A 26,383-nucleotide genomic window follows, 5' to 3' on the forward strand; every position below is an offset into this window, starting at 1 on the left:
GCCCCGGTGACGTGCGGGTGAATGTGCCCCGAATGCCCCATCGGCGGATCCGCCCTATGGTGCTGTCATGGAGCACGATCTGAGTCCCGCAACCCTTGCCGGGCTTCGTCGCCCGCGTCCCTACCCGGCGGTGTCCGTGCTGACGCCGACCCACCGGCGCGATCCCCTCAGCGCCCAGGACGCCGTCCGGCTGCGCAACGCGGTGGCCGAGGCCAAGAAGAGGCTGGAGGCCGATCCCGCGGTCACCCGGGACCGGCGCGCCGACGTGGCCCTGCACCTGGACCGGGCCCTGGCCGAGGTCGATCTGGCGCACTCCGAGGACGGCCTGGCCATCTTCGCCGCGCCGGGCGAGCACCAGGTGTGGTCGCTCGCCCGCACCGTGCCCGAGCGCATCGTCCTCTCCGACACCTTCCTGACCCGCAACCTCGTCTCCGCCCACACGGCGGAGCAGCCGTTCTGGGTGCTCTCCGTGTCCGCCGACCGGGCCACCCTGTGGAGCGGCGGCGTGGACCGGGTGACCGAGGAGCGCGCCGGCGGCTTCCCGCTGATCCGTGAGGAGCCGAACTTCGACCCGGAGCGGCAGGAGTGGATCGGCGACCAGCCGGGCAACTTCCGGGACGAGGACACCCGCCGGTTCCTGCGCGAGGCGGACACCGCCATGGGGAAGCTGCTGCGCGACCACCCGCGGCCGTTGTACGTCACCGGTGATCCCGCCGCCCTGTCCCTGCTGTGCGAGGCCGGCAGCGTGGCCGGGGACGCCGTGCAGGTCCCGCACGGCGGGCTGGCGCACGGCACGCCCGAGGCGGTGTGGCAGGCCGTGGGGCCGGCGCTCGAGGACCGGGCCCGCAAGAGCACCGAGGACGTGGCCCGCGCGCTGGACTCGGCCCGGGGGCGCAAGGAGTTCGCGGCCGGCGTCGACGAGCTGTGGCAGAGCGCCCGGGAGGGCCGGGTCAGGCTGCTGGCCGTGGAGGAGAACTACCGGATCACGGTCCGCGACACCGGCGACCATCTGGTCGTCGCCGAGGACGGCGACCTGGACGTCCGCGCGGACATCGTGGACGAGATCGTCGAGCAGTGCCTGGAGACCGGCGCCGAGGTCCGCTTCGTCCCGGACGGCGCGCTCGGGGACGCGGACGGGATGGCGGCGGTGCTGCGCTACTGAGGACGGGGCGACCCACCGGTCACTCGCACGCGAACACATGTCCGTCGAACGTGCGGATGAGTGGTGGCGGGTGACCGACGGTGCGTCATATCACTTGCGTACCATGGGAGTTGAGACGCCCGGGGTGCCTCCGACGTATTCCCGCGGGTAACCCGGCGGAGACGGTGGCATATGCCATGGGCACCGCCTTATCGTGTGTTGCCGAATCCCTCACGGACCGTCGCGGGCTGTGCGACAGTCGTAACGGTCCCTCCGCCTGAAGGCCGTACCGTCCCCGCATCGGAGTGCGTCATGCCGTCCCACCTCTCCGCGGACCGCCCCGCCGCCCAGCCACCGGGACACGGCCCGGTCGACGCTCTCATCTCGCAGACCCGGCGGCTCAAGGGCGAGGTGGACGCCGTGCGCCGGAACAGCCCGGCCGGCGCGGCGGACCCGGGGGAACGCTGGCGGCGCGCGCTGTACGACCTGGCGCTGCACCAGCTGGACGATCTGGGGCGGCACCTGGCGCAACTGCGGGACGAACCGCTGCCCGTGCCGGGTCCGGCGTCCGCGCCGCGGCACGACTCCCCGCTCGGCCGGGTCGGCAGCGCGGAGTGGGACCTGCTCACGGACGAGGTGCGCTGGTCCGGGGAGCTGTACCGGATCCTGGGCCGTGACCCGGCCGCCGCGCCGCTCACCCTCGACGAACTGCCCTCACTGGTGTTCGAGGAGGACCGGCCCAGACTGACCGCGATGGTCACGGACTGTCTCGTCGACGCCCGGCCCGTCGACGGGGAGTTCCGCGTCGTGCGCCCGGACGACGGCGTACGGACCGTGCACATGATGGGCGAACCGGTGCTCGGTGCCGACGGCAGCACCGCCTCGATGTGGGCGGTGCTGCGCGACGTCAGCGAACTGCGCCGCTGCCGACGGGCGGTGAGCGAGACCCGTGACTCGCTGCACCGCCGGCGGCACGCCGCCGCGCGGGCCGAGCACCGGCTCGCGGTCGAGCTGCGGGAGGCCGTGCTGCCGACGTGGCACGGCCCCCTGCGGCTCCCGCGGACCGGCCCGGGGGCCCTCGACCTCGCCGCGGCCCACCTGCCGCCGTCGACGCACGCACACATCGGCGGCGACTGGTACGACGCCCTGGAACTGCCCGACGGTACGACGTTCCTCAGCGTCGGCGACCTGACCGGTCACGGCGTCGGCACGGCCTCGGGCAGGGCGATGCTGCTCGGCGCCGTGCGCGGCATGGCGATGACCGGGACCGCGCCGGGGCCGCTGCTGGCCTGCCTCAACCGGTTGCTGGACACCACCGCGCAGCCCGCCCTGGGCAGCGCCGTCTGTCTGCGCTACCGGCCCGTGACCCGCTCACTGCTGTGGGCGCGGGCCGGACACCCCGCCCCGCTGCTGTTCCGCGGCGGGACGGGGCGGGCGCTGGACGCGCCGGACGGCGTACTGCTCGGCGCCGTCCTGGGCGCCTCCTACGGACAGTCCGAGGAGACCCTCGAGGCCGGCGACGTGCTGCTGCTGCACACCGACGGGCTGGTGCCCGGGCAGGCCGGAACCACGGCCGCGCACCGTCTGCTGGAACTGGCCCCGCACTTCGCCGCCGCCCGCACCGCGCAGGAGTGCGTCCGGGCGGTCGCGGAGGAGTTCGGCGGGCGGGAGCGCGACGACACCGCCTGTGTGCTCGTCGCCCGGGTCGCCCCGTAGCGAGCGGGCCCACGGGCCGGGCCGCCCTCACGCCTGGGCGCTGCCGCCCTTGCCCCTGGGCCTGGGCAGCACCAGTTCGATCTCCTCCCTGAGTTCCTGGATCCTCGGGTACGAGGCGTACTCGGCGGTGAGCCGGTACATCTGGCGCAGCCGGTCCCAGGTGCGGCGCGAGGAGTTCTGGCCCATCGACACCAGGGCGAGACGCGCGAACCGGTCCGCCTGTTCGGGGTCGTCGGCGATGAAGCACGCGGAGGCCATGGACAGGAAGTCGAAGATCTTCGACCGCTGCTGCGCCTCGACCCGCAGCGCCAGCGCCTTGTCCGCGTAGTGCTGGGCGTGCGCGGCCGCGTCCGGCTCGAACTCCGCGAGCGTCCGGTAGGCCAGGGCCTGCATGCCGTACAGGTCCGCCTCGTTGAACAGCTGCATCCAGTTCGGCGGCGGCACGTCCCCCTTGTCGGAGACGAACAGGTCCTCCGCCCGGCCCAGGGTGCGGCGCATCGCCTGGCCCTTGCCCATGGACGCCTGCGCCCAGGCCTCGATGGTGTGGAACATGGCGCGGGTGCGCGGCAGGACCTCCTCGCCCGAGCCGGACTGGGCGAGTTTCATCAGGTCCATCGCCTCGTCGGGACGGCCCAGGTGCACCATCTGGCGGGCCGCCCGGGAGAGTGCCTCGCCGGCGCGCGGCCGGTCGCCGCCCTCCCGGGCCGCGTGGGCGGCGATCACGAAGTACTTCTGGGCCGTGGGTTCCATGCCGACGTCGTGCGACATCCAGCCCGCGAGGACGGCGAGGTTGGCGGCGACGCCCCACAGGCGCCGCTGGAGATGGGGTGGGTGGTGGTAGGCGAGGATGCCGCCCACCTCGTTGAGCTGGCCGACCACCGCCTTGCGCTGGAGACCGCCGCCCCGGGCGGCGTCCCAGGCGCGGAACACCTCCACGGAGCGCTCCAGTTCCTCGATCTCCTGCGAGCCGATCGGTGCGGCCTCGTAACGGTCGAACCCGGCGGGGTCGGCGCGCAGGGGGTCGTCGAGTCGGGGAGCGTCGGCGGTCAGGGCCGGATCGGTGTGCAGCCAGTCGTGCATGGCGCTGCTGAGTGCGGAGCCCGCGGTGAGCGCGGCGCCCGCGCCCACCAGGCCGCGTCGGTTGAGCATGAGGTCCATTCCCGTGAATTCGGTGAGGACCTCGGCTGTCCGCTCGGGCGCCCACGGCACTCCGTCGGGATGTTCCGCACTCCCGGGGCGTGGCCGTTTCCCCGTACGCCCGTGCCGGACCAGACCGAGGTCCTCGATGGTCACGACACGGCCGAGACGCTCGGTGAACAGGGCCGCCAGCACCCGCGGTACGGGATCGCGCGGGATCTCTCCCATGTCGATCCAGCGCCGCACCCGGGAGGTGTCGGTCGCCAGCTGGGGATGGCCCATGGCCGCCGCCTGCCGGTTGACCAGCCTCGCGAGTTCGCCCTTGGACCAGCCGGCCAGGCCGAACAGGTCCGAGAGCCGGGTGTTGGGTTGTCCGCTCACGTCAAGCCCCCAGGTTCTCGGCTGAGTTGACAGTAGCCCGGTGCGGGTTGCCGGGCGACTATTCGCCAGGGTTCGCCAGGGTGCGCCAGATGGTGTGCCAGGGGCCATCGGGTGTCGAGTAGGAACGCGCCACCACGACCCCGTCGCCACAGGGACATTCCCCAGGGTGCGCCCGGGCGGCCGGGCCGGGTGGTGCGCTGACGTCGCAGGCACACGAAGGGATCTGTATCACCCATGTACGCAGCATCGTCCTCCGTGTCCGCTCCGCCCCGGCCGCTGCGCCCCCGTCCGTCGGACAGCGGCCCCTACCTCGCCCCCGCGCGCCCGGCGAACCCCGTGCTCGGCGCGGGCAACACACGGCGCACCGCGGGACCGGGCACCCAGCCGCTCAGCGGGAGGCTCGACCTGTCCGGGCCGCAGGGCGCCCAGTTGCGCGCGGCGATCGCGTCGGTGCACCGGATCTGCCCGGAGTTCGCGCCGGTCCAGGTGCTGCGCCGCTCCGGCCGGTCCGTCCTGCTGGTCGGCACCACCGGCCGGAGCACCGCGGTCGCCAAGTGCTTACTGGACCACTCCCCCGCGTGGAGCGAACGGATCCGTCACGAAATAGCGGCATACCGCTCGTTCGTCCGGCACCGCCCGCCCGTGCGGGCGCCCCGGCTGATCGCGGCGGATCCGGACAACGGCACGCTGGTGATCGAGCGGCTGCCCGGCCGGGTGGCGGCGCTCCAGCGGCACCCGGTGGAGGCACCGCCGCGGGCGGACATCAGAGCGGCACTCGGCGCGATCTGCCGGCTGAACTCCTGGCGGCCGCCGGCCGGGACGTTCGACGCGCCGCTGGACTACGCGGCCCGTATCTCCCGGTACCACGAGCTGGGCCTGCTCACCGACCGGGACCTGGGCGACCTGCAGAAGCTGCTGCACGGCATCGCGCTGGCGACCGGGCGGCAGGGCATGGGCCAGTTCTGCCACGGCGACGCCCTGCTGTCGAACATCCTGATCTCACCGGCCGGTCCGGTGCTGGTGGACTGGGAGCACGCGGGCTGGTACCTGCCGGGCTACGACCTGGCGACGCTGTGGTCGGTGCTGGGGGACGCGCCGGTGGCACGGCGTCAGATCAGCCAGCTCGCCCAGTCGGCGGGGCCCGCCTCGCGGGACGCCTTCCTGGTGAACCTGATGCTGGTGCTGACCCGGGAGATCCGTACCTACGAGACGGCCGTGCAGCGGTCGATGCAGGACACCTCTCCCACGGCCCCGTCCGGCGAGGAGCACCGCCTCCTCCTCCGCCGCCTCCACGACGACTGCCAACTGGCCCGCCGGGCCGTACGCGCGGCAGTGGGCACCCGCTGACGCCCCGTCACCGCCGCTGCGGGCAAGGTCGCGCCTCCCCCAGTGCCTCAAGGGCCTGGGGGCGCCCCAGGGGTGACGGGGGTCCCCCGCTCATAGGGGTCCCTCCGCTCGAGCGAAGTCGAGAGCGGGGAGGGTGGGCGCAGGGGTACTCCGCGATCGCCGGGCTGTGCCACACACCCCCCGACCAGCACCATTGGCGTACACCACTGACGCACCGCAGGCCCCGGCCCCACCGCCACGAAATTCCCGCGCACCCCGATTGACAAGGCAATTCACGCCTTCCTGGGCATGATTGACGGATTATCGGCTGACCGGTACGACTGACGCACCGCTCGGCCCCATCCGGCGCACCGTGCCCGATCGTCCCAGGAGGCTGCATTGCGAGAACCCGCCATCGAGCCCCGCCGCACGGCCGGGCCGCCGAGACGCGCCGCCCGCGGTGTCCTCTGCGCCCTCGCCGCGGTCGCGCTGACGCTGCCGCTGCTGGGCGCGGCGCCCGCCCCGGCCCCTTCGAGCAGCACCCGGCTGCAACACGCGTTCGCCACCGCCGCCGCCGAGTACGGCGTACCGCAGAGCGTGCTGCTCGGCGTCTCCTACCTCCAGTCCCGCTGGGACGCCCACGGCGGCGCCCCGAGCGTGACCGGAGGCTACGGACCGATGCACCTCACGGACGCCCGCACCGCGCTCGCCGCCTCCGACCACCACTCCTCCGGCACGGAGGACCCGCGCGGCGACGAGGCCCGCCCGCCGAAACGTCCCGAGGCGCGAGCGGCACGGACCGAAGAACTGCCGGCCCGGCTCACCACGCTGCCGGAAGCCGCCCGCCTGTCCGGCCTCAGCCCCGAACGCCTGCGCGAGGACCCGGCCGCGAACGTGGCGGGCGGCGCCGCCCTGCTGGCCGAGGCCCAGCGCCGGCTGGGCGGGCCGAGGAGCGACGACCCCGCGGACTGGTACGCGGCGGTCGCCCTCTTCTCCGGTGCGGACGACACCGCGTCGGCGGCGGCGTACGCCCACGACGTGTACCAGGTGATCCGCACCGGCGGGGCACGGGTCACGGACGCCGGGCAGCGGGTGGTCCTGGACGCCCGCCCGGGCCTGGCACCCGACACCGCGGCGCTGGAGCGCGCCGGACTGCGCAGCGCCTCCGCCGCCGGGACGGAGTGCCCGAAGACGGTGTCCTGCGAGTGGATCCCGGCGCCGTACGAGGAGTTCGGCGACGGTGACTACGGCAACCACGACCTGGGGAACCGGCCCGCCTCGCAGCGCATCCGGTACATCGTCGTCCATGACACGGAGGGCGCCTGGGAGGGCGTCCTCGACATGGTGCAGGACCCCACCTATGTGTCCTGGCAATACAGTCTGCGCTCCACGGACGGTCACATCGCCCAGCACGTGAAGGCGAAGGACGTGGCCTGGCACGCGGGCAACTGGTACGTCAACGCGGGGTCGATCGGTCTGGAGCACGAGGGTTTCCTGGCGGACCCCGACGCCTGGTACACCGAGGCGATGTACCGGTCCTCGGCCCGGCTGGTGAAGTACCTCGCCGGGAAGTACGACATCCCGCTGGACCGGCAGCACGTCCTCGGCCACGACACGGTGCCGGCGCCGACCACCGCCACCGTCCCCGGCATGCACACCGACCCCGGACCGTACTGGGACTGGCGGCACTACTTCGAACTGCTGGGCAAGCCCTTGAAGGCCACCGCCGGCGAGCACTCCGGCATGGTCACGATCCGGCCCGACTACGCGGCCAACCGCCCGGTCTTCACGGGCTGCGAGCGGGCGGGCGAGCCGTGCGCCACGCACGGGTCGAGCGCGGTGCGCCTCTACTCCGACCACGACGTGGACTCCCCGCTGATCAGGGACATCGGCCTCGGCTCCGCCCCGACCACCGGGGTGAACGACCTCTCCTCCCGGGTCTCCACGGGCCAGCGGTACGCGGTCGCCGACCGCTGGGGCGACTGGACCGCCATCTGGTACCTCGGCCGGAAGGCCTGGTTCGAGAACCCGCGGAAGCACCCCACCGCGGTGCCCGCGAAGGGCAGGGTCGTCACCCCGAGGAAGGGCCTCGCCTCGGTGCCGGTGTACGGAAGGGCGTACCCGGAGAAGGACGCCTACCCTCAGGGCGTGCCGGTCCAGGCGGTGTCGCCGCTGCCGTACACGGTGCTCGAGGGCCAGGAGTACGTGACCGGGGGCAAGGTGCCCGGCGAGTACTACTACGCGGTGACCTTCGACGAGTCGTCCCACCGGGTGGTGCGGGGCGAGGACCTGTACTACGAGATCCAGTTCGGCCACCGGATCGGCTTCGTCCGGGCGGCGGACGTGACGGTGCGGTCGTCCTAGCCGCGGCCGGCGGCACATCGACGAAGGGCGCCCCCGGACGTCGACGTCCGGGGGCGCCCGCGCCGTGGGGGCGGTGTCAGCCCTGCTGGAACAGCTCCGCGGGGAGCGGCTTGAGGAGGGCGTACAGGTCGTCGGTGATGGGGCGGTCCCAGGCGGCGATGGTCACCAGGACGTTGTCGCTGCGGTCGAACTGCACGCAGGAGATCCGGCCCTCGGAGAGTTTGACGCGGCGCACGATCAGCAGGTTGTCGCCCTGCATCACCGGCACGTCCTCGGTGCCGACGACGGTGATCTCCTCGTCGTTCTCCAGCGCCAGCAGCAGCTGCCCGACCTCGAAGGGGACCTCGCCCTCCGGGACGTCCCGGGCCGGGGAGCCCTCGGGCAGATTACCGATGATCATCGCGGGACCGCGGCCGCCGAACAGGTCGTAGCGCAGGAAGACGCCCTGGCAGCTTCCGTCGGGGGCGGGCAGCAGCCCGGCACCCAGATTGCCGGGCCAGTCGCCCGGGTCCATGGCCAGTACGTCGAAGTCGGGCCCGGCGGGCGTGGCGCTGCGGCGGCGGAGGAACGACATGCCGCCATGGTACGTGCCCGGCCCCGGATGCGGACGGTCGGGCGACACCCGCCCCTGCTCCCCGGACCGCCGGTGCCGCTCGTGGTGGCGGGCCACCCGGGCACGGTTGCCGCGGGAGGGCTCGCACCACTCCTGACGCGGGTGTCCCTTCAGGAAGTAGCGCACGCAGCGGGGGGCGTGACAGGCGCGGAGGCGCTCGCGGTCGGGGCCGGTGAGGAACGCGATCGCGGCCTGGGCGAGTACGGCCGCCAGGTCGTGCCCGCCGTCCGGGACGGGATGCCGGCGGACGACGGGCCCGGCCCCGTCGGCCCACCGCAGGACGGGGACGGTGGGAGTGCGGGCAGCCGCCCCGTTCAGCCGGCGCAGCGCCTCGGGGACGGGCAGCAGGCGGGCCGCGTCCGCGGGACCCGGTTCGTCCGGGCGGACGGCGTGCGCGAACAGGGTGCGCACGGCGGTGCGCACGGCGGTGCGCAGGTCGCGGACGGCGGTGAGGTGGTCCGCGTCGGCGACGAAGCGCTCCGTGCCGAGGAGGATGCCCGGGTGCGCGCGCACCCGGGCGGTGAGGGCGGTGGGATCGGACAGGTCGTCGGTGACCCCGCCGTCGCCGTCGTGACGGACGGTGAGGGCGAGGTCCAGGACGAGGTGGGTGTCCGTGGTGATCGAGTCCCGCATGCCGTCAACGATGGATTCGCCTGCACCCATGAGCCGCCTTGGCCGCGCCGAGTTGCGCAGCCCCTGCCCCGCTCCGGCTCGGCAGGCCCCTCCGGATCACTCTTCCGGCGCCGCCGGAGGAATCACCGCGACCGGGCTCACCGCGTGCAGCAGCACCGCCTGGGTCACCGAGCCCATCATCCGGGCGGGCGCCAGCAGGCGGCGGCGGTGCCGGCCCACGACGACCAGCCCGGCGTCCCGCGACGCCTCGACCAGATGGCCGGCCGCGTCTCCGGGCAGCACGTCGGTCTCGGCGGTGACCCCGGCGTGCCGTTCGCGGTGCGGGGCGAGGAAGCCGTCGGCGAGGACGCGGATCTCGTGCTCGACGGCGTCCCGGTCGATCCGCGGCGGGGGCATCTCCCCGGGCAGCATCCAGGTCTGCAGGGGCCACGGATAAGCGGCGATGACCCGCAGCCGGACACCGCGCAGCGCCGCCTCCGCGAAGGCGAAGGCGAGCGTGGCCTCGTCGGGGCTGTCGGCGTTCAGGCCGACCACCACGGACCGGCCGGGCCCGGCCGGCGCCTCGTCGCCGCCCCCGCGCCCGGGCCGGGGCACGACGACGACCGGGCACTCGGCGTCGCGGGCCGCGGCCAGGGAGTTGGAGCCGAGCAGCAGACTGGCGAAGCCCCCGCGGCCCCGGGAACCGAGCACCAGCAGCCGGGCCGTGGCACCCGCCTCCGGCAGCAGCGCCCCCGGCGCCCCCTCCGGCGCGACGTACTCGACGGCGGGCGGGCCGCTCCGCTGCGCCAGGTGACCGCGGACCCGGTCGAGGACCGGGTCCTCGTCGGGGCCGGGCGGCCCGGCCGCCAGCACCTCGGGCTGCGTCCAGGGGGCGTACTGGCGTACGTGCACGATCCGCAGCGGGGCCCCGCGCCGGCGTGCGGCGTCGAGGGCCCACTCCAGGGCGCGCAGACTGTCGTCCGAACCGTCGACCGCCGCGACGACCGGCTGGGTGTCCATGGTTCCTCGCCTCCGGGATACGACCTGTGGCCTCGGCCTTCCCCGGCCGGCCCGGCTCGGGCGCGGGCCGGGGGCGGCGCTTTTGATCGCGTGTCCGGAAAAACGCGCGGAACACCCACCGCGGCGGCGGCGCCGCTCACGTCAGGTCGAACTCCCCCTCCCGCGCTCCGGACACGAAGGCGCCCCACTCGGCGGGGGTGAAGATCAGGGAGGGGCTCTCCGGGCTGCCGCTGTTGCGCATGGCGATGAAGCCCTCCACGAAGGCGATCTGGACATCGCCCAGGCCACCGCTGCTGGACCGCCACTGCGCGTTGCTGAGGTCCAGGTCCGGCTTGTCCCAGCCCGTGAGGGGGCGCTGCTGGGTGGTGCTCTCGGCCACGTCCGTGCTCCTCCCGATTACCGTCGTCCGCGGGCCAGCCTAGCGATCGGTTCCCGCCGCCGACAGGCCGCGCGGAGCACCTTTCCGCGAGGACGCCGGACGGGCGGGACCGAACCGGGCCGCCCCGCTTTGAACCCACGGCGACGTGCCGACGTACTGGTGGGCGCGGGCCCGTTCACCGGGCCCTGTTCCCCATGCCGGCGCAGGACCGCACGGAAGGACCCTCCGGGTGCCGCTCTTCATTCGCCCCCGCCGGCTGCCGGACACCACCGAGGGCGGAGCGGACCGGGGCGGTGCCCCGGCCGCACCCGGGGAGGCCGCCGGGGGCACGCCGCCGGTGGTCACGCCACCGGGCCGGTTCGGCCGGCGGCACCGGTGGCCGCGTACGGCGCGCGGTGTCACCGTCGGGACGACCGTGCTCGCCGGGGCGCTGGTGCTCTTCGCGCTTCTGGTGCCGAACCGGGTGGAACGGCTCGGCGCCGGCGCGTTCGTCCGGCTGCCCGCCGAGGGCATCCTGCTCGCCGCGCTGCTGCTCGCGCTGCCGTCGAGGTGGCGGCGGACCGCGGCGGTGGTCTCGGGCGTTCTGCTCGGTCTGCTCACCGTCCTGAAGTTCGTGGACATGGGTTTCCACCAGGTGCTGGCCCGGCCCTTCGACCTGGTGCTCGACTGGATCCTGCTGGACGACGCGGCGGACTTCGTCCGGGAGTCGTTCGGCCGGGGCGGGCAGGTGCTGGCCGTCGCCGGGGTGATCGCGCTGTTCGTGGCCCTGCCGACGCTGATGACGCTGGCGACGGTGCGGCTGACCGGTCTGATGTCCCGCCACCGTCCCGCCGCCGTCCGTACGACGCTGGTCCTGGGCGTCGCGTGGATCACCTGTGTCACCCTGGGCGTGCGGGTCGACGGCGTGCAGATCGCCACCAAGGGCACCGCGGAGATGCTGGGCAACCGGGTGGAGCAGGTGCGGGCGGGACTGCGCGACGCGCGGGTCTTCGAGGAGGAGGCCGCCGACGACGCCTTCGCGAGGACGCCCCCCGACCGGCTGCTCACCGGGTTGCGCGGCAAGGACGTCCTGTTCACCTTCATCGAGAGCTACGGCCGGGTCGCGATCGACGACCCGGCGATGGCGGGACCGGTCGACGCGGCGCTGCAGGAGGGCACCCGGAGGCTGGCGGACGCCGGTTTCGCCTCCCGCAGCGGCTGGCTGAGGTCCCCGGTGACCGGCGCCGGCAGCTGGCTCGCGCACTCCACCTTCCTGTCCGGCCTGTGGATCAAGAACCAGCAGCGCTACCGCAGTCTGACCACCAGTGACCGCATGACCCTCACCCGGTACTTCCGCAAGACCGGCGACTGGCGGACCGTCGGCATCGTGCCCGGGGTGCGGCGGGCCTGGCCGGAGGGCGAGTTCTTCGGCCTGGACCACATCTACGACTCCGAGCACCTCGGCTACCACGGCCCGTACTTCAGCTGGACTCCCGTGCCCGACCAGTTCAGCCTTGAGGCCTTCGAGCGCCTGGAGCACGGCAGGGAGGGGCGCGAGCCGATCATGGCGGAGATCATCCTCGCCTCCAGCCACAACCCCTGGTCCCCCGTCGCGCGCATGATCGACTGGGACGACCTCGGCGACGGCTCGGTGTTCCACGGGATCAAGAAGGAGGGCACGGACCCGAAGGAGGTCTGGAAGGACCCGGAGAAGGTGCGCACCGAGTACCGGCGGGCCATCGAGTACTCGCTGAGCAGCCTCACCGAGTGGGTCGAGCGGTACGGCGACGAGAACACGGTCCTGGTCTTCCTCGGCGACCACCAGCCGGTGCCCACCGTCACCGCCGGGAGCACCAGCAGGGACGTGCCCGTCACGATCGTCGCCAAGGATCCGAAGGTGCTGGACCGGGTGGCCGACTGGGGCTGGTCCGACGGGCTGAAGCCCGCGCCGGACGCCCCGCGCTGGGGCATGGACGAGTTCCGCGACCGCTTCATGACGGCGTACGGGCCGCGGGGCGGGGGCTTTGCCGTCCCGGCCCCGTGAGGGGCGCCGGCGCGCGGGAAGGCGCAGGCCGGGCTCTTGCCCCGGGAGGCGCGGCCTGACTTACTGATTCCGGTGGAGCGACCGAATGATCGGTCGCCCGGATCGGTACGATTGCCCGACTGGTGAGGAGAACGTCCTGATGACGGAGGCGGCGGACCTGCTGGACCCGGCGGAGCGGCTCGATCTCGAGGGCCTGCGGGCGCTCCAGCTGGAGCGGCTGCGGAACTCGTTGCGGCACGCGTACGACCATGTGCCGTTCCACCGGGAGTCCTTCGACCGGGCGGGCGTCCACCCGGACGACTGCCGCTCGCTCTCCGATCTGGCCCGTTTCCCGTTCACCACCAAGGCGGACCTGCGGGAGAACTACCCGTACGGCATGTTCGCGGTGGACCGCGGCCGCATCCGCCGCATCCACGCCTCCAGCGGCACCACCGGACGCCCCACGGTCGTCGGCTACACGGAGGGCGACCTCTCCCTGTGGGCCGACATGGTGGCCCGTTCCATCCGCGCGGCGGGCGGCCGCCCCGGGGACACGGCACATGTGGCCTACGGCTACGGTCTGTTCACCGGTGGTCTGGGTGCCCACTACGGCGCCGAACGGCTCGGCTGCACGGTGATCCCCGCGTCCGGCGGGATGACGTCCCGTCAGGTGACGCTGATCCAGGATCTGAAGCCCGGGATCATCATGGTGACCCCGTCCTACATGCTCACCCTGCTCGACGAGTTCGAACGGCAGGGTGTCGACCCGCGCTCCACCTCGCTGCGGGTGGGGATCTTCGGCGCGGAGCCGTGGACGGAGCGGATGCGGCAGGAGATCGAGGAGCGGTGCGCGATCGACGCGGTCGACATATACGGGCTGTCGGAGGTGATCGGACCGGGCGTCGCGCAGGAGTGCGTGGAGACCAAGGACGGCCTCCACATTTGGGAGGACCACTTCTACCCGGAGGTCGTCGACCCCTTCACCGGCGAGGTCCTCCCGGAGGGCGAGCGGGGTGAACTGGTCTTCACCTCGCTCACCAAGGAGGCGATGCCGGTCGTCCGGTACCGGACGCGGGACCTGACCCGTCTGCTGCCGGGCACCGCACGGGTGTTCCGGCGGATGGAGAAGGTCACGGGCCGCAGCGACGACATGGTGATCCTGCGCGGGGTGAACCTGTTCCCCACGCAGATCGAGGAGATCGTGCTGCGCACACCGGGCGTGGCACCGCACTTCCAGCTCCGCCTCACCACCGAGGGCCGCAGGGACTCCCTCACCGTCCGCGCGGAGGCCCGTCCCGGCGCGGACGCCGCGGCGCGGGACGCGGCCGCCCGGTCGATCGCGGCGGCCGTGAAGGACGGCATCGGCGTCTCGGTGGACGTGGAGATCGTCGACCCGGAGACGCTGGAGCGTTCGGTGGGCAAGATCCGGCGGATCGTGGACCTGCGCGGGAAGCGGGACTGACGGGCCGTTCCGGCTACCCGGCGGCCACGATCCGCTCGACCGCGGCCGTCACCAGCCGCTCGCGCTCCTCCGGGGCGAAGACGTCCGGCAGGGTGAGCTGTTCGACGATCAGCCAGTTCAGCGCCAGGTACAGCAGTCTGACGGCCATGGCGTCGCCGGGGAGCCCCGATCCCTCGTGGTAGCGGACATTGGCCTCGACGTCGGCGCGGACCCGCTCGGTGAGCACCTCGCGGAGTCCGGGGCGGCGGGTGGCCTCCAGCCGGAGTTCGAGCAGGGCGAGATACCCGGTGCGGAAGGCGGCGATGCGGCCGACCAGTTCCCGCATCAGCCCCGCGTAGGCCTCCCGGTCACGGCCGGCGGCCCGCTGCCGGGCGACGAGTTCCTCGTCGGGCTGGAGCCGCTCGTAGACCCGGGCGCCGGCCTGGGTGAGCAGGTCGTCGCGCGAGGCGAAGTAGTTCGACGCGGTGCCGACGGGTACGGCGGCCTCGGTGTCCACCGCCCGGAACGTCAGCCCCCGGGCGCCCTCGCGGGCGAGCACCTCGATCGCGGCGTCCACCAGGGCGGCCCGCCGCTGCTCGTTCCGTCTGACCACTGTCACCACTCCGCCCGCAGCACACCCCGCCATACCACTTCAGTCAGAGTACTACGTCCGGAGTCGTCCGCCGGCGCGTCACGCCTCCCCGGACTCCAGCACCGCCATCGCCGCGTTGTGCCCCGGCACTCCGCTCACCCCGCCGCCGCGCACGGCGCCCGCGCCGCAGAGCAGGACATTGGCGTACCGGGTCTCCACGCCCCAGCGGCCGGTGCCGTCCTGGGCGTGGGGCCAGGAGAGTTCGCGGTGGAAGATGTTGCCGCCGGGCAGTTTGAGGTCGCGCTCCAGGTCCAGCGGGGACCGGGCCTCCAGGCACGGGCGGCCGTCGGCGTCGGTGGCCAGGCAGTCCGCGAGGGGTTCGGCCAGGTGGGCGTCGAGCTGGGCGAGCGTCGACTCCAGGAGTTCCCCGCGCACGGCGTCGTTGTCCCGCTCGAACAGCCGCGCCGGGGTGTGCAGTCCGAACAGGGTGAGGGTCTGGTGGCCCCGGGCGGCCAGGTCCGGGCCGAGGACCGTGGGGTCGGTGAGCGAGTGGCAGTAGATCTCGGAGGGCGGGACGGCGGGCGGCTCGCCGGCGGCGGCCCGGGCGTGCGCGGCGGCCAGTTGCCCGTACCCCTCGGCGATGTGGAAGGTGCCGGCGAACGCCTCACGCGGGTCGACGGAGGTGTCGCGCAGCCTGGGCAGCCGCTCGAGCAGCATGTTCACCTTGAGCTGGGCGCCCTCGGCGGGAGGCGGGGGCGTGTCGCCGGTGAGGGCCGCCAGTTCCCGCGGGGAGGCGTTCACCAGGACGTGCCGCGCGGCGGCGACGCCCTCCCCGTCGGCCGTGCGGTGGGTGACCTCGGCCGTGCGGCCGTCGGTGTCGACGCGCACCGCCTCGTGACCGGTGGCGATGACCGCGCCCGCGGCGCGGGCGGCGTCGGCCAGCGCGTCGGTGAGGGCGCCCATGCCGCCGACCGGGACGTCCCAGGCGCCGGTGCCGCCGCCGACGACGTGGTAGAGGAAGCAGCGGTTCTGCTTCAGCGAGGGGTCGTGGGCGTCGGCGAAGGTGCCGATGAGGGCGTCGGTGAGGACGACGCCGCGCACCAGGTCGTCGGCGAAGTACTCCTCGACGGCGACACCGATGGGTTCCTCGAACAGGGTCCGCCAGGCCTCCTCGTCGCCGACCCTGCGGCGCAGTCCCTCGCGGGTGGGCAGCGGTTCGGTGAGGGTCGGGAAGACGCCACGGGCGACGCGGCCGGTCAGGTCGTGGAAGCGCCGCCAGGCCCGGTACTCGCGGTCGGAGCCGGTGAGCCGGGCGAAGGACTCGCGGGTGCGCCGCTCGCCGCCGCCGACGAGCAGCCCGGTGTGCCGTCCGCCGCGTTCGACCGGGGTGTACGAGGAGACGGTGCGGGTGCTCAGCCGGAAGTCGAGCCCCAGCTCCCGCACGATCTTCCGGGGCAGCAGGCTGACCAGGTACGAGTACCGGGACAGCCGCGCGTCGACGCCGGCGAACGGGCGGGTGGACACCGCCGCCCCGCCGGTGTGGTCCAGCCGCTCCAGCACCAGTACGGAGCGCCCGGCCCGGGCGAGGTAGGCGGCGGCGACGAGGCCGTTGTGGCCCCCGCCGACGACGACGGCGTCGTAGGTCCGGGTTCCCTCGGGTGCGGTCATGGTTCTTCGTAACACGCGCCGGTCCGCACCGGCCAGAGACGGACCCGCCCCCACGCCCCGCCGCCCACCGCTGCCGCAGCACCGCCACCCGGCGGTGCTGCTCGACCGCCCCCGTCGCAGTCCGCCCCGCCCTTCCGCGGCTCGTCCGGTGCGGCGGCGGCTCGCCCGGGTCCGTACGGTGCCGCGACGCCCGGCCGCACCGCCCGCCGACGGGTCAGTTCAGGGTGGCGAGGAACTCCGTGCAGGCCCGTGCGCAGGCACGGCACGCCTCGGCCGTCCGTTCCGCCCCGGAGCAACCGTCGAACACCTGCGCGCTCTCCAGGCACATCCGGCGGCACCACTCCACCTGGACGCGGATGGTCGCCTCGTCCACCTGGTTCTGCTCGGACAGCACCCGGCAGGTCGCGTCGCAGACCTCCGCGCACATGATGCCCTTGCGTCGTACGAGTTCCTGGTTCTCGGTGCCGTCCGGGTCCACGAGGCTCGCCCGCGTCGCGCAGGCCCGCGCACACTCGGTGCACGCCTGGGCGCACGCGAAACGGTCCTCCAGGAACCGGAACAGCTCTTCCTGGGATGTCGTCGTCACACCGCGCGGGTAGCCGCCGCTCCGGCGGTCAAACCCGGTTGCCGCAAGGGTTCCGCGCGGTTCCCGGGGTCCCGCGCGGGCGTCCGTGCGGCGCGGTGAGGTGAGCGGGTTGGCGGAGGGGACCGGGGGGTACCCGCGAGCCATGATGAACACCGCGTGGATGGAAACGGCCGACCTCGCCGCGGGTCGCGGCGCCCTCGGTGCGGGGCTCGTGGTGGCGGGTGTGGTGGTCGTGGCGCTGCTGATCGGCATGTTCCTCTTCGGCAGCCGCCGGGTCAGGAACAGCCAGGTGCGCCGGCCCCGCCCGGAGGAGCAGCCCCGGATGCCCGAGGGCGGCCCGGTCCGGAAGGTGTCGGAGCGACGGGAGCCGGACGAGGTGCCCAGGAGTGACGAGCGGCTGCTGCCGCACGAGCTGAAGGGCCACGGCAACGCCGGCAGCCGCACGGACGCGTCGCAGGAGCGGCCCCGCTGGAACGAGGACAGCAGCGGCGCGTTCGGCAGCGGCGGACCGGGCGGCCACTGACCGTCCCGCTCCCCCGGCGGCCCGCCGACGGCGGGCCGGCAACGTCGTACACAGGGAAGTGAGAACCATGGCAGATCCCGCCCGCAACACCCTGCCGCTGCCCGATTACGACCATCTGCCCATCGGCGGGCTGGAGAGCCGGATCCGCTCGCTGTCCGCGGGCGAGGTCGAGGAGCTGCTGGCCTACGAGCGGTCGCACGCCGACCGGATCCCGGCGACCCGGCTGCTGACGGCCCGGCTGGAGCAGCTGAAGGCGGGTGCCGAGCCGACGACCGGCGACCCCGGCGCGCTGCGGCCCGAGCAGGGCGCCGGCCGGGCCGGGTCCCCCGTCTCGCCCGCCACCTCGCCGGAGCCGTCCAGCCCGCCGCCGCACGGCACCCCGGACCAGCGGGGCAAGCCGAAGGGTGACCGTACGTAGGCGGGACCGGCCACCGCCCCGGGGCGGGTCGTACGTCCGTCGATCGCTGTGACGCGGTCGCGGGCGTACGGCCCGCCCTTTCGCGTGCGCGAGGCCGGGCGAGTGCGAGGTGAGGTGGATCACACCCTTCAGGTGCATCGTTTCGCCGGGCCATGAGTCTTTGTCTCAGGTGCAAGGGGTTGTCCGGACACGGGGGCGGTGGGGATGGAGCGGTTTCGGGTGGACGGCTTCGACGAGTTCGTGGCCGCCCGCTGGTCGGCGCTGCTCCATGTCGCGCGGCTGCTCACCGGCGGCGACCGGCAGCGGGCCGAGGACCTCGTCCAGGAGGCCCTGGTGAAGCTGTGGTTCGTCTGGCCGAGGGTCGCCGAGCAGGCCCCGGAGGCGTATGTGCGCCAGGTGCTGGTGCGGATGGCGGCCCGTTCGGCCCGCCGGCGCTGGTGGGGGGAGCGCCCGGTGGGCGAACTGCCCGACCGGGCGGGGCCGGGCGACGTGTCGTCGGCCGTCGCGGAGCGCTCCCGGCTGGAGGCCGCGCTGGCGCTGCTGCCGCCCCGGCAGCGGGCCGCGGTGGTGCTGCGTTACTGCGAGGACCTGCCCGAGGGCCAGGTGGCGCAGGCCCTCGACTGCCCGGTGGGCACCGCGCGCTCCCACGCCTCGCGCGGGGTGGCGCGGCTGCGGCAGATCCTGTCCGACTCCGTCAGGCCCGTGGGATGAGGGGAGAAGCGATGGACGACTTCGAGCGTGAGCTGACGCGCATGATGCGCGACACCCGGCAGCCGGCTCCCTTCCGGTCCGAGCACCAGCAGCGGCTGTACGAGGGCATCCGGGTCCGCCGCCGGTCCCGGATGCTGTGGCGGGCCGGCGGGTCGGCCCTCGCGGTGGCCGGGCTGAGCATCGGGCTGGCCCTGCTGCCCGGTGCCGACTCCCGGTCCCTGCCCGCCGACCGCGGGCCGCTGCCGGCGACCGGTCCGACGCCGCCCCCGGTGTCCCCGGCGCCGACGTCGTCCGCCCCGAGCACGGGTCCGAGCGTGTCGCGGCCGCCGACGAGCACGCCCGGGACCACGTCACCCGGGTACGGCGGCACGCCGGCCTCCCTCCCGCCGCCCACCGGGCCGGGCACGGCCGGGCGGACCACGACGGCACCACCGCCGTCCTCCTCCGCGCCGTCCTCGACCGCCCCGCCGACCGCCCCGCCGTCCACGCCACCGGCACGGTCGCCCTCCGCCACCGCCGACGAGGAGCCGCCCGGCAGCGGTTAGACCGCAGCGCCGTACCGCCCGTGGGCGAGAGCCGTCCCGGGCCGTGTCCCCGACCACCGACTCGGGCGCATCCGGCATGCCCCACCGGGCCCCGTCATGCCGTACGCCGGAAAGAGACCGTGAACCCGTCATGAGAACCGCGAGGCGGTCGGCACCGACCGACCGCCGCTCATCCGCCGCGGACGCGGCGCAGAGGGCGCTGCCGCGCCGGGCGCCGCTGCCGGCGCACCATCCGGAACCCGTCCTGGACGTGGTCGTGCCCGTGCACAACGAGGAGAACGACCTGGAGCCCTGTGTCCGGCGGCTCCACGCGCACCTCTCGGAGACCTTCCCCTACGCCTTCCGGATCACCGTCGCCGACAACGCCAGCACGGACCGCACCCCGGCGATCGCCGCGCGGCTGGCCGGGGAGCTGCCGGGGACGGAGTGGATACGGCTGGCCGAGAAGGGCCGCGGCCGCGCCCTGCACACCGCCTGGTCCCGGTCGTCCGCGCCGGTGCTCGCCTATCTGGACGTGGACCTGTCCACCGATCTCGCGGCCCTGCTGCCGCTGGTGGCCCCGCTGATCTCCGGGCACTCCGACATCGCGATCGGCACCCGCCTGGCCCGCGGCTCCCGGGTGGTGCGCGGACCGAAGCGGGAGATCATCTCCCGCTGCTACAACGGGCTGCTGCGCGGCGCCCTGGCCGTGCGGTTCTCCGACGCCCAGTGCGGTTTCAAGGCGGTGCGGCGGGACGTCGCCGAGCGGCTGCTGCCGCTGGTCGAGGACCGGGAGTGGTTCTTCGACACCGAGCTGCTGGTGATAGCCGAACGCGCCGGGCTGCGCATCCACGAGGTGCCGGTGGACTGGGTGGACGACCCCGACAGCCGGGTCGACATCCTGTCCACGGCGCTGGCGGACCTGCGCGGCATGGCCCGGCTGGGGCGTGCGCTGGCCGGCGGCCGGCTGCCGCTGGCCGCGCTGCGCCGCCCCGGGGAACTCGACGGGGCCGCCGGGCTGCCGCCCGCGCTGGTCCCGCAGCTGATCCGCTTCGCCGCGGTCGGGGTGGCCAGCACCCTGTTCTACCTGCTGCTGTACAGCCTGCTCCGGCCCGCCGCGGGCGCCCAGGCGGCCAACGCGCTGGCCCTGCTGGCCAGCGCCGTCGCCAACACCGCCGCGAACCGGCGGCTCACCTTCGGGGTGCGGGGCCGGGCCGGGGTGCTGCGCCACCAGCTCAAGGGGCTGGCGGCGTTCCTGGTCGGCCTCGCCCTCACCAGCGGTTCGCTGGCCGTACTGCACCGCACGGCGCCCGGGGCCGGGCCCCGGGTGGAGCTGCCGGCGCTGGTCGCCGCCAACCTCGCCGCGACCCTGCTGCGCTTCCTCCTCCTGCGGGCCTGGGTGTTCCCCGGCCGACGCTCCCGCCGTACGACAGGATCCCCGACCTCATGACCACCGCCCCGGCCGGCCCGGCCCCGTCCCCCGTGTCCCGGTCCGAGGCCGCCCCGCCGGCCGCCCCGGACCCGCGCGAGCGGCTGCGCCGCGCCGCCGCGCGCCACGGCCCCGTCCTCGCGGTGTACGGCGTGCTGAAGCTGGTGGGCTTCGCCGTCTTCATGTTCCTGCTGGACTCGGCCGGCGACTTCCGCGAGAAGCATCCGCGCTTCGGCGGCGGCGCCCACACCTGGGACGTGCTGGGCAGCTGGGACGGCTGGTGGTACCAGCAGATCGCCCTGCACGGCTACGACCCGGCGCTGAAGCCGATACCCGGCGCCACCGGGCTGATCACCCTCGAGGGCAACTCGGCGGCGTTCTTCCCGCTGTACCCGGCGCTGATGCGGATGGTCTCGGAGGTCACCGGGCTCGGCCCGTACGGCGCCGGCATGACCGTGTCGGTCGTGTTCTCCTTCGTCGCGGCACTCGGCATCCACGCCGTCACGGCCCGGCTCGGCGGGCGCAGGGCCGGTCTGATCGCCGTGGGGCTGTGGGCCGTGTGGCCCGGTTCCGGCGCGGAGTGGGCGGTGTACTCCGAGTCCCTGTACACGGCGCTGGCCGCGTGGGCCTGCTACGCCGTGATGACCCGGCACTGGCTCACCGCCGGGGTGCTCACCTTCACCGCCGGCCTCGCCCGGCCCACCGCCGTCACCCTGGTCGCCGCTCTCGCCGTCGCCGGGCTGCTCGCGGTGCGGCGCGGCGGGCAGGGCGTGGCCCGCCCGCTGATCGCGGTGGCGATCGCCCCGCTGGGCGTGGCCGGCTATCTGGGCTGGGTCGGCTACCGGATGGGCGACTGGGGCGGCTACAACAAGCTCCAGGACGGCGCCTGGGCCCACAAGTTCGACTGGGGCCGGCACAGTCTCGACGTGCTGACCTCGGTACCCGTCGGGCACTTCGACTACCGGTTCGCGATGCCCGTGGAGGACCTGATCGGGGTCGGGGTGGTGCTGCTGGTGCCGGTGCTGACGGTGCTGCTGCTGCGGCTGCGCCCGCCCGCCGTCCTCGTCGTGTACACGGTGCTGTCGTACCTGATGGTGATGGCCACCCAGCAGTACTTCGGCAACGTCTCCCGCTACCTGCTCCCCCTGTTCCCGCTGTTCGTCCCGCTCGCCCTGGCCATGCGCCGGCTGAGGTGGCCCTCGCTGGCCACGGTGCTGGGCACGGCGGCCCTGGCCTCCGGCTCGTACGCGGGGTACGTCCTGTTCGAACTGGGCGTGCCGTAGGCCTACGGTGGAGGCATGGGCGCCGGGACGGTGACGCTGTTCCTGTGCGGGGACGTGATGCTCGGGCGCGGGGTCGACCAGATCCTCCCGCACCCGGGCGATCCCGCGCTGCGGGAGGACTACGTCCGGGACGCCCGCGGCTACGTGGAGCTGGCGGAGGCCGTGAGCGGCCCGGTTCCCCGGCCGGTCCCGTTCTCGTGGCCGTGGGGCCGGGCGCTGGGGGTGCTGGAGGAGGCCGCCCCGGACGTGCGGATCGTCAATCTGGAGACCTCCGTCACGCGGAGCGACGCGTTCGCGCCCGGGAAGGCCGTCCACTACCGGATGAGCCCGGCCAATGTGCCCGCCGTGGCGGTGGCCCGGCCCGACGTGTGCGTCCTGGCCAACAACCACGTGCTCGACTTCGGCCGCCCGGGGCTCCGGGAGACGCTGGACGTGCTCCACGGCGCGGGTCTGAGGACGGCGGGCGCGGGGCGGGACGCCGACGAGGCGTACGCGCCGGCGGTGGTCCCCGTCGACGGCGGCCGGGTGCTGGTGTTCGCCCTGGGGGCGATGTCGAGCGGTGTCCCGCCGAGCTGGACGGCGACGGCGGAGCGGTCCGGGGTGGCGTACCTCGCGGAGCCCTCGGCCTCCGCGGCGGAGGCGGTCGTCCGGCGGGTGCGGCAGGTGAGGCGCCCCGGTGACATCACGGTGGTGTCCGTGCACTGGGGTTCGAACTGGGGCCACCATGTTCCGCGGAGCCATGTGGACTTCGCCCACACACTGATCGACGGGGGTGTCGACGTCGTCCACGGCCACTCCTCGCACCACCCCCGCCCGGTCGAGGTGTACCGGGGCCGGCTGATCCTGTACGGCTGCGGCGACTTCGTCGACGACTACGAGGGGATCGCCGGCCACGAGGAGTACCGTGACGACCTGCGGCTCGCCTGTCTGGTGTCGGTGCCCCCGGACGGCGGGCGGCCGTCCGGGCTGCGCATGGTGCCGCTGCGGGCGCGGCGGATGCGGCTGGAGCCCGCCGCGGACGAGGAGCGGGCCTGGCTGCGGGAGACGCTCGACCGGATCAGCGGCGTGGGCATCGCCCTCGGCGCCGACGGCGCGCTCACCCTCGCTCCCGTCTCCCGGTGACCGTTTCGGCCGGCCCGGCCGGGGCGCCGTTACGCCGTCTGCGGCTGCAGGAAGCGGGCCGGCAGGTCGTCCAGGCTCACCATGCCGGTGAGCCGCCCGGAGCCGTCGCGGACCACGGCCAGCGAGGCCCGGCGGCGGCGCAGCAGGTCGATCGCGTCGGCGACCGTGGCGTCGTCCGTCAGCTCGGGCACCGGGCGGGCCAGGGCGCGGGCGCCGGCCGGCCGTCGCCGTCCGCGACGGCGACGTCGACGAGCGGGCCGTGGTCCGCCGGGCGTGCCGCGCCCTCGGCCCGCCGCGGGGTCAGAGGGGGGTGGCCGCGTACAGGATGAGGACCATCGTCACGGCGGAGTTCGCGGACGACATCGCGGAGACGGCGGTCCCCGCCGCGGCGCCCCACACCGCCAGGCCGACCAGGGTGAACAGCGACGGCAGGCGGCGTACCGCCGGAGCGGGCCCGAGCAGGGCCGCCACCCGGCGCGGCACCGGGCCCGCCGCGGCGAAGCCCGCCAGCGTGGCCACCGGGGTGCCGCGCGACGCCAGGGCCGCCTTGCCGATCGCCCGCGCCACGGTCCGGCGGCTGCCGACCGTCCGCGCCGCGTCCTCGTCCGCCCACCGCTCCGCCGTGTACGCCACCGCCGTGCGCAGCGGCCGCAGGAAGGGGTTGGCCCGCGCGGCCAGCCGGACGGTGAGCAGGAAGCGGTGGTGGCGGGCGGCGAGGTGGGCCCGTTCGTGGGCGAAGAGCGCCCGGCGCTCGGCCGGTTCCAGGCGCTCCAGCAACGCCGTGGTCACCACGACGCGGTCCCGCCGGCCGCCCGGCAGCGCGTAGGCGTAGGGCGCGTCGTCCGGCAGCACCACCGCCTCCGTCTCCCGCAGCCCGGCCAGCGCCCGGTGGGCACGGCGGCGCACCCGGCCGTGCCGCCACAGCGTCCGCCCGCAGGCCGCCAGCACCGCGCACAGGGCGGGGATCGCCGCCTTTCCGGCCACCTCGTCGTACGGCACCGCCGCGCGCACCTCGGGGTCCGACCAGCCGTCGGGGAGCGGGTTCCCGGGAAGCTGGGCGGTGCCGACCACCATCAGCAGTCCCAGGCACACCGTGCTGCACACCGCCATCACCGCGGCCACCGCGGTCAGCAGCCGGGTCGCCGTGCGCGGGTGCAGATGCTGCTCGGCCAGGCGCGCGATGGGCCACGCCGTCAGGGGCAGCACCAGCGGCAGCAGGACGAACACCCCCATGGCTGCTTCAGCCCTCCCCTTCGTCCCCCGGCTCGCCCAGCAGCTCCCGCAGGAGGCGTTCGTCGTCCGGTCCGAGGCCGGTGACGAAGCTGGCGAGCACCGCCTCCCGGTCGCTCTCGGCGTCCAGCACCCGGCGCATCCGGTGGGCGGCCAGGCCCGCCTGGTCGGACGCGGGCGTCCAGGCGAAGGACCGGCCCGTACGCTCCCGGGTGACCACGCCCTTGGCCAGCAGCCTGGTCAGGATGGTGATGACGGTCGTATAGGCGAGGCCGCCGCCCAGGCGCTCCTGCACCCAGCCGGCCGTCGCCGGGCCGTCCGCCTCCCGCAGCGCCGCCAGGACCAGTGCCTCCAGCTCGCCCTGCCCCCGGCGCCGGGAACCCTCCCGCTGCTCCGCCACGCCCCGCCTCCCTTCCGCCGCCGCCCGTTCGCCGGGCAGACATCGTACAGACGCCCCCGGTCCCCGCACGCCACCCGATTCATCTCTACAGTGATGTAGATTCTGCCCCGGGTCCGTGCCGCGGACCCCGGACCCGCGCCCCGCCCGGGCTCGCGAGAAGGAGCACCGCATCCATGTTCGGACTGAGCGAACTGGCCGTCGTCCTCATCGTCGTCACAGCCGTCCTCGCCGCCAAGAAGCTCCCGGACCTCGCCCGCTCGGCGGGCAAGTCGGCCCGCATCCTCAAGGCCGAGGCCCGTGCCGTGAAGGAGCAGGACGACGCCGGGGATGCGGGCGCGGCCCCGCGGATCATCCAGGGGGAGGTGCAGCGGCCGTCCGCCCCCGCGTCCGGGCGCACCGGCGGCACACCGCCCTCGGACGGGCCCGCCCGGTGAGCGGCGGCCGCCGGCTCCTCGCCGCGGGGCCGTCCCGGCGGGGCCGAAGGGCCCCCGGACAGGGCCGGACGGCCCGTGGTGTCCGCCGCCGGACGGGTCCACGCTGACATCGGGGGCACAGAAGTCGCCGTTCGGCTGGGGCGGCGGGCCCGGAAGGAGACGGAGCGATGACGTCCACCACCACTCTGACCGCGGGTCTCCCGGCCCCGTACCGCGAAGAGCTGATGCGGCACGCCCGCGAGGTCTCCTTCGCGGCCGGGGTGCGCCTGTTCGAGGAAGGACAGCGCGCCGACCGGTTCTGGATCGTCCGGACCGGAACCGTCGCCCTCGACCTCCAGGTCCCCGGTCACCGCGCGGCCGTGATCGAGTCGCTGGGCCACGGCGAGCTGATCGGCTGGTCCTGGCACTACCCGCCGCGCATGTGGCACCTGGGCGCCGAGACCACGAGCCCGGTGCGGGCCTGGGAGTTCGACGCGGAGGCCGTACGGACGCTGTGCGCCGAGGATCCCGAGTTCGGCCGCGTGATCGCCGTGTGGGTCGGCCAGGTGGTGGCCCAGCGACTGCACGCCACCCGGGTCCGGCTGCTCGACCTGTACGCCCCGTACGGCAGCGGAAGCAGGTGACGGCCGTGAACGGCAGCCCGCACACCGTGGGCGACGTCATGACGCGCGCCGTCGTCACCGTCGGCCGCGACACCCCGTTCAAGGACGTCGTCCGGCTCATCGAGGAGCGGAAGGTCAGCGCGCTGCCCGTGCTGGAGGGCGGGGGCCGGGTCGTCGGCGTCGTCTCCGAGGCCGATCTGCTGCCCAAGGAGGAGTTCCGCGACAGCGACCCCGACCGGTTCACCCAGCTGCGCCGGCTCACCGACCTGGCCCGGGCGGGGGCGCTGACCGCGGGAGAACTGATGAGCGCCCCCGCCGTCACCGTCCACGCCGACGCCACCGTCGCGCAGGCGGCCCGGGTGATGGCGCAGCTCCGGCTGAAGCGGCTGCCCGTCGTCGACGACGAGGGCCTGCTCGAGGGCGTCGTCAGCCGGGTCGACCTGCTGAAGGTCTTCCTGCGGACGGACGAGGAGCTCGCCGGGGAGGTCCGCCGGGAGGTCGTCGACCGCCTCTTCCCCGGCCCGGCAGGACCGGTGGGGGTGGAGGTGGCCGACGGGGTCGTCACCCTCACCGGCCGTGTCCGGGACGCCTCGCTGGTGCCCGTCGCCGCCCGCGCGGTGCGCGCCGTCGAGGGAGTGGTCGACGTCGCCTTCCGTCTCACGGGCGGCGGCCCCGGGCCGCGGCGCCCCGGGGCCGCCGGCTGAACGGCGGGGCCCGTCCGGGTGCCGT

The 26,383-nt window shown here is 74.6% G+C and carries 25 protein-coding genes and 2 pseudogenes; 16 read left to right on the forward strand and 11 right to left on the reverse strand.

Annotated elements, in window-relative coordinates; genetic code table 11:
- The first annotated feature begins 67 nt into the window (after positions 1-67).
- On the forward strand, positions 68-1,162 hold the full coding sequence (locus ACFY3N_RS25515; protein ID WP_390819042.1) for a chemotaxis protein: 1,095 nt from the start codon (positions 68-70) through the stop codon (positions 1,160-1,162).
- A gap of 291 nt (positions 1,163-1,453) precedes the next feature.
- Positions 1,454-2,857, forward strand: a complete 1,404-nt coding sequence (locus ACFY3N_RS25520; protein WP_390819043.1) for a PP2C family protein-serine/threonine phosphatase — start codon at positions 1,454-1,456, stop codon at positions 2,855-2,857.
- Positions 2,858-2,884: 27 nt separating this feature from the next.
- On the opposite strand, the gene ACFY3N_RS25525 is transcribed toward ACFY3N_RS25520, so the two are convergent.
- Positions 2,885-4,375: a hypothetical protein gene (locus tag ACFY3N_RS25525; RefSeq protein ID WP_390819044.1), complete on the reverse strand. Its 1,491-nt coding sequence runs from the start codon at positions 4,373-4,375 to the stop codon at positions 2,885-2,887.
- A 234-nt stretch (positions 4,376-4,609) separates the two neighbouring features.
- Between ACFY3N_RS25525 and ACFY3N_RS25530 the strand changes: the two genes are divergently transcribed.
- Both ACFY3N_RS25530 and ACFY3N_RS25535 read left to right on the forward strand, forming a co-directional pair.
- Positions 4,610-5,722, forward strand: coding sequence for an aminoglycoside phosphotransferase family protein (locus tag ACFY3N_RS25530; RefSeq protein ID WP_390819045.1), 1,113 nt, complete (start codon positions 4,610-4,612; stop codon positions 5,720-5,722).
- 378 nt (positions 5,723-6,100) lie between these two features.
- The gene (locus ACFY3N_RS25535) at positions 6,101-8,065 is read left to right on the forward strand and encodes an N-acetylmuramoyl-L-alanine amidase (protein ID WP_390819046.1); all 1,965 of its coding nucleotides are present in this window, start codon (positions 6,101-6,103) and stop codon (positions 8,063-8,065) included.
- A gap of 76 nt (positions 8,066-8,141) precedes the next feature.
- On the opposite strand, the gene ACFY3N_RS25540 is transcribed toward ACFY3N_RS25535, so the two are convergent.
- From ACFY3N_RS25540 to ACFY3N_RS25555, 4 genes and pseudogenes are all read right to left on the reverse strand, one after another.
- Entirely contained in the window at positions 8,142-8,639 is a 498-nt protein-coding gene (locus ACFY3N_RS25540) for a hypothetical protein (protein WP_390819166.1), read from the reverse strand.
- Positions 8,640-8,699: 60 nt separating this feature from the next.
- Positions 8,700-9,311 (reverse strand): annotated as a pseudogene (locus ACFY3N_RS25545) (CGNR zinc finger domain-containing protein); the annotation flags it as partial.
- Between the two features lie 96 nt (positions 9,312-9,407).
- Complete coding sequence (locus ACFY3N_RS25550; protein ID WP_390819047.1) at positions 9,408-10,310, reverse strand: universal stress protein; 903 nt, start codon at positions 10,308-10,310, stop codon at positions 9,408-9,410.
- Positions 10,311-10,446: 136 nt separating this feature from the next.
- Positions 10,447-10,689 (reverse strand): DUF397 domain-containing protein, encoded by a 243-nt coding sequence (locus ACFY3N_RS25555; RefSeq protein WP_390819048.1) that lies wholly within the window; start codon positions 10,687-10,689, stop codon positions 10,447-10,449.
- 229 nt (positions 10,690-10,918) lie between these two features.
- Here ACFY3N_RS25555 and ACFY3N_RS25560 point away from each other — a divergent pair, with 229 nt between their 5' ends.
- Entirely contained in the window at positions 10,919-12,712 is a 1,794-nt protein-coding gene (locus tag ACFY3N_RS25560) for a sulfatase (protein ID WP_390819049.1), read from the forward strand.
- Positions 12,713-12,851: 139 nt separating this feature from the next.
- Entirely contained in the window at positions 12,852-14,153 is a 1,302-nt protein-coding gene (gene paaK, locus ACFY3N_RS25565; protein WP_390819050.1) for a phenylacetate--CoA ligase PaaK, read from the forward strand.
- A 13-nt stretch (positions 14,154-14,166) separates the two neighbouring features.
- Here paaK and ACFY3N_RS25570 read toward each other — a convergent pair whose 3' ends face one another.
- From ACFY3N_RS25570 to ACFY3N_RS25580, 3 genes are all read right to left on the reverse strand, one after another.
- Complete coding sequence (locus tag ACFY3N_RS25570; protein ID WP_390819052.1) at positions 14,167-14,745, reverse strand: TetR/AcrR family transcriptional regulator; 579 nt, start codon at positions 14,743-14,745, stop codon at positions 14,167-14,169.
- 78 nt (positions 14,746-14,823) lie between these two features.
- The gene (locus ACFY3N_RS25575) at positions 14,824-16,392 is read right to left on the reverse strand and encodes a phytoene desaturase family protein (protein WP_390819054.1); all 1,569 of its coding nucleotides are present in this window, start codon (positions 16,390-16,392) and stop codon (positions 14,824-14,826) included.
- A gap of 214 nt (positions 16,393-16,606) precedes the next feature.
- A complete protein-coding gene (locus ACFY3N_RS25580; RefSeq protein WP_390819055.1) occupies positions 16,607-16,978 on the reverse strand; it encodes a ferredoxin in 372 nt (123 codons plus the stop codon).
- 145 nt (positions 16,979-17,123) lie between these two features.
- On the opposite strand from ACFY3N_RS25580, the gene ACFY3N_RS25585 reads away from it, so the two are divergent.
- The 7 genes from ACFY3N_RS25585 to ACFY3N_RS25615 all read left to right on the forward strand — a co-directional run bounded on the left by ACFY3N_RS25585 (position 17,124) and on the right by ACFY3N_RS25615 (position 22,988).
- Positions 17,124-17,501, forward strand: a complete 378-nt coding sequence (locus tag ACFY3N_RS25585) for a DUF6479 family protein (protein ID WP_390819167.1) — start codon at positions 17,124-17,126, stop codon at positions 17,499-17,501.
- Between the two features lie 67 nt (positions 17,502-17,568).
- On the forward strand, positions 17,569-17,919 hold the full coding sequence (locus ACFY3N_RS25590; protein ID WP_390819056.1) for a hypothetical protein: 351 nt from the start codon (positions 17,569-17,571) through the stop codon (positions 17,917-17,919).
- 204 nt (positions 17,920-18,123) lie between these two features.
- Positions 18,124-18,630, forward strand: a complete 507-nt coding sequence (locus tag ACFY3N_RS25595; RefSeq protein WP_390819057.1) for a SigE family RNA polymerase sigma factor — start codon at positions 18,124-18,126, stop codon at positions 18,628-18,630.
- Between the two features lie 11 nt (positions 18,631-18,641).
- On the forward strand, positions 18,642-19,175 hold the full coding sequence (locus ACFY3N_RS25600) for a cellulase (RefSeq protein ID WP_390819058.1): 534 nt from the start codon (positions 18,642-18,644) through the stop codon (positions 19,173-19,175).
- Between the two features lie 130 nt (positions 19,176-19,305).
- Positions 19,306-20,604, forward strand: a complete 1,299-nt coding sequence (locus ACFY3N_RS25605; protein ID WP_390819059.1) for a glycosyltransferase — start codon at positions 19,306-19,308, stop codon at positions 20,602-20,604.
- A complete protein-coding gene (locus ACFY3N_RS25610) occupies positions 20,601-21,866 on the forward strand; it encodes a hypothetical protein (RefSeq protein WP_390819060.1) in 1,266 nt (421 codons plus the stop codon). The genes ACFY3N_RS25605 and ACFY3N_RS25610 overlap by 4 nt, the downstream gene beginning before the upstream one ends.
- A 15-nt stretch (positions 21,867-21,881) precedes the next feature.
- Positions 21,882-22,988 (forward strand): CapA family protein, encoded by a 1,107-nt coding sequence (locus tag ACFY3N_RS25615; RefSeq protein WP_390819061.1) that lies wholly within the window; start codon positions 21,882-21,884, stop codon positions 22,986-22,988.
- 29 nt (positions 22,989-23,017) lie between these two features.
- Here the strand turns inward: ACFY3N_RS25615 and ACFY3N_RS25620 are convergent.
- The 3 genes and pseudogenes from ACFY3N_RS25620 to ACFY3N_RS25630 form a co-directional block, all read right to left on the reverse strand.
- Positions 23,018-23,212, reverse strand: a pseudogene (locus ACFY3N_RS25620) (CBS domain-containing protein); the annotation flags it as partial.
- 76 nt (positions 23,213-23,288) lie between these two features.
- Positions 23,289-24,221: a M56 family metallopeptidase gene (locus tag ACFY3N_RS25625; protein ID WP_390819062.1), complete on the reverse strand. Its 933-nt coding sequence runs from the start codon at positions 24,219-24,221 to the stop codon at positions 23,289-23,291.
- Between the two features lie 7 nt (positions 24,222-24,228).
- On the reverse strand, positions 24,229-24,618 hold the full coding sequence (locus ACFY3N_RS25630) for a BlaI/MecI/CopY family transcriptional regulator (protein ID WP_390819063.1): 390 nt from the start codon (positions 24,616-24,618) through the stop codon (positions 24,229-24,231).
- Positions 24,619-24,791: 173 nt separating this feature from the next.
- Between ACFY3N_RS25630 and ACFY3N_RS25635 the strand changes: the two genes are divergently transcribed.
- The 3 genes from ACFY3N_RS25635 (at position 24,792) to ACFY3N_RS25645 (ending at position 26,358) form a co-directional block, all read left to right on the forward strand.
- Positions 24,792-25,052: a twin-arginine translocase TatA/TatE family subunit gene (locus tag ACFY3N_RS25635; RefSeq protein WP_390819064.1), complete on the forward strand. Its 261-nt coding sequence runs from the start codon at positions 24,792-24,794 to the stop codon at positions 25,050-25,052.
- A gap of 167 nt (positions 25,053-25,219) precedes the next feature.
- Positions 25,220-25,675 carry a Crp/Fnr family transcriptional regulator gene (locus tag ACFY3N_RS25640; protein ID WP_390819065.1) on the forward strand — a complete coding sequence of 152 codons (456 nt, stop codon included), beginning with the start codon at positions 25,220-25,222 and terminating at the stop codon, positions 25,673-25,675.
- A 5-nt stretch (positions 25,676-25,680) separates the two neighbouring features.
- On the forward strand, positions 25,681-26,358 hold the full coding sequence (locus ACFY3N_RS25645) for a CBS domain-containing protein (protein ID WP_390819066.1): 678 nt from the start codon (positions 25,681-25,683) through the stop codon (positions 26,356-26,358).
- The last annotated feature ends 25 nt before the right edge of the window (positions 26,359-26,383 follow it).

It is taken from the genome of Streptomyces sp. NPDC000348 (assembly GCF_042898795.1).
Lineage (GTDB): Bacteria > Actinomycetota > Actinomycetes > Streptomycetales > Streptomycetaceae > Streptomyces.